Source organism: Roseomonas acroporae, assembly GCF_023223525.1.
GTDB classification, from domain to species: Bacteria; Pseudomonadota; Alphaproteobacteria; order Acetobacterales; family Acetobacteraceae; genus Roseomonas_E; species Roseomonas_E acroporae.
The window spans coordinates 1-2,287 of sequence record NZ_JALPRX010000182.1 but is presented as its reverse complement, the minus strand read 5'-3'; the positions used below and the strand labels follow the sequence as shown (position 1 = coordinate 2,287).

Here is a 2,287-nt window from a genome sequence, read left to right as displayed (position 1 = left end):
GGAACGACTGCTCGCCGTCATCGACGGGCTGCGGCCCGCGGACAGCGGGGGCGTGTTCGCCTGGGACGGTGCGCCGGTGCCGCCCTGAGCGTGGATCACCGGCGGGGCCGCGCCGAGCCAAGCCGCCGCGCCAACGCGCTGATTAGAGCGGATCGCCGGCGGGCGGACACGCCCGGCGGCGTGAATCCGCGCCGTGAACAACGCGCTACGGCGAACCGCAGTCCCAACCGGACTGCGGTTCGCTGTAGGGGATGAGGCCGGTCACCATGACCAGGCCCTCGGAATGCTTTGAGTCCATGGCGGATGAGGTGTCTGTAGAACTAACGTTCCCCTGCGTGCCTGAATGACCTCTAGAGTGCTGTGATATATACATCATTTCGCACGAACCATAGCATTCCCGGTTCCGCTTGTTCCCATAAATCCGCGCGCTAATATGGGAACAGTCTTGGGAACAGGGAACGGTGGGGCGGGCATGGCCGGCAAGCTGACAGCGATGGGCGTGAGGGCGCTGAACAAGCCGGGGCGCTACGGCGACGGCGGCGGGCTGCACCTCTACGTCAAGGACGCCGCCCGCAGGACGTGGGTCCTGCGCTACATGCGCGACGGCAAGAGCCGAGACATGGGCCTCGGCGCCTATCCGGCCGTCTCCCTGGCGGAAGCGCGCGAGAAGGCGGACGCCGCGCGCAAGCTCATCCGGGACGGACAGGACCCGCAGCAGGCACGGGCGGCGGACAAGGCCGCGCGTGCCGTCGCGCAGGAGCGCACCTTCCGCGCTGCCGCCGAGGCGCTGATCGCGGACAAGGCCGCCGGCTGGCGCAACCCGAAGCACGGGGCACAGTGGAGGGCGACGCTGGAGGCTTATGCCTATCCGGCGTTCGGGGACCGACCCGTGGAGGAGGTGGACACGGCCGCCGTGCTGGCGGTGCTTCGGCCGCTCTGGACGCGCGTGCCCGAGACGGCCTCGCGCCTGCGCGGGCGGATCGAAGCGGTGCTGGACGCGGCCAAGGCCGGCGGCTGGCGTACTGGCGAGAACCCGGCGCGTTGGAAGGGGCACCTCGCCATGAAGCTCCCGCCCGCCAGGAAGGTGAAGCCGGTGGAGAACCACCCCGCGCTGCCCTGGAAGGATATGGCCGCCTTCATGGCGAGGCTGGCGGGCGAGGCCGGCGTCGGCCCGCTGGCGCTGCGCTTTGCGATCCTGACGGCCGCCCGCTCCGGGGAGGTGCGCGGCATGACATGGGGCGAGGTGGACATGGAGGCCGCCGTCTGGACCGTGCCGGCCAAGCGCATGAAGGCCGGCAAGCTGCATCGCGTGCCGCTGTCCGGTTCCGCCATGGACCTGCTGCGGAGCGTCCGCATGGGCGACCCTGCGCCGGGCGCTCTGGTGTTCCCCGGCACCGGCCGGCGCGGCGGCGGCAAGGGCGGGCCGAAGGACGGCGCGGACACGTCCGCGCAACGTCCGCTGTCCGACATGACGCTGACGATGCTCCTGCGCCGCATGGAGCGCAGCGACATCCACGTGCACGGCTTCCGCTCCACGTTCCGCGATTGGGCCGCCGAGTGCACGCCCTACCCGCGGGACGTGGTGGAGAAGGCGCTGGCGCACAGCGTTCGGGACAAGGTCGAGGCCGCCTATCAGCGGGCGGACATGCTGGAGCGCCGGCGCCCGCTCATGGAGGAATGGGCCGCCTGGTGCGAGGGGGCGGCGCGGCGGGGCGCCACAGGGGCGGCGCAGCCGGCGGAGCGGGGCGCCATGGCAGAGGCGGACAGCTCGGCGGCGTAGTCCCTCCGCCGCGCGGTTGCCGGCCACTTCAGGCCGCCCGTTGGCACCGCGGGCGGGTGGGCACCGGGTGCGCGCCAAGCCGCCCATGAGGTGGCCGCGAAGGCGAGCGAGGCCGCCACCTGTTTCGCTCGGCGGCATGATGTTTGACCAGCCAAACAATGGCTCGGCGTCACGATTGCATGCAGTATACAATCGATGATAGCCCGCAGAAATCCGCCGTTTCCGCGGCCCGCCGCCATTCGCTACAAGCCTCCGATGACTGTCCGCGGACGGGGCGGACATGACCCTGGCGGATCGGCAAGGGCCGCATCGCCTCAATCTCTGGCCGCCCCACGCCTGGCCGTCCCCTCGGGCCATAGGCAGCCGCAGACGGCCACTCCAGCGTCGCCGCGCTCCGGCCGGGTCGCACTGGCGACGTGAAGCGGGAACCCGGGCACCATCCCGTCATGAGCCGCCGCCCCATGTCGGGCGCCATGGGAAACTGGACGGAGGCGACGGGGAGAACTG

1 protein-coding gene is annotated in these 2,287 nt (G+C 71.3%); it reads left to right on the top strand.

The window, feature by feature from the left end; translation table 11 throughout:
• Nucleotides 1-472 precede the first annotated feature (472 nt).
• Entirely contained in the window at nucleotides 473-1,780 is a 1,308-nt protein-coding gene (locus tag M0638_RS27530) for a tyrosine-type recombinase/integrase (RefSeq protein WP_248670156.1), read from the top strand.
• Nucleotides 1,781-2,287 lie beyond the last annotated feature (507 nt).

Coding starts and splice junctions, on each gene's coding strand:
- M0638_RS27530 (WP_248670156.1), top strand. CDS start 473: ATGGCCGGCAAGCTGACAGCGATGGGCGTGAGGGCGCTGAACAAGCCG.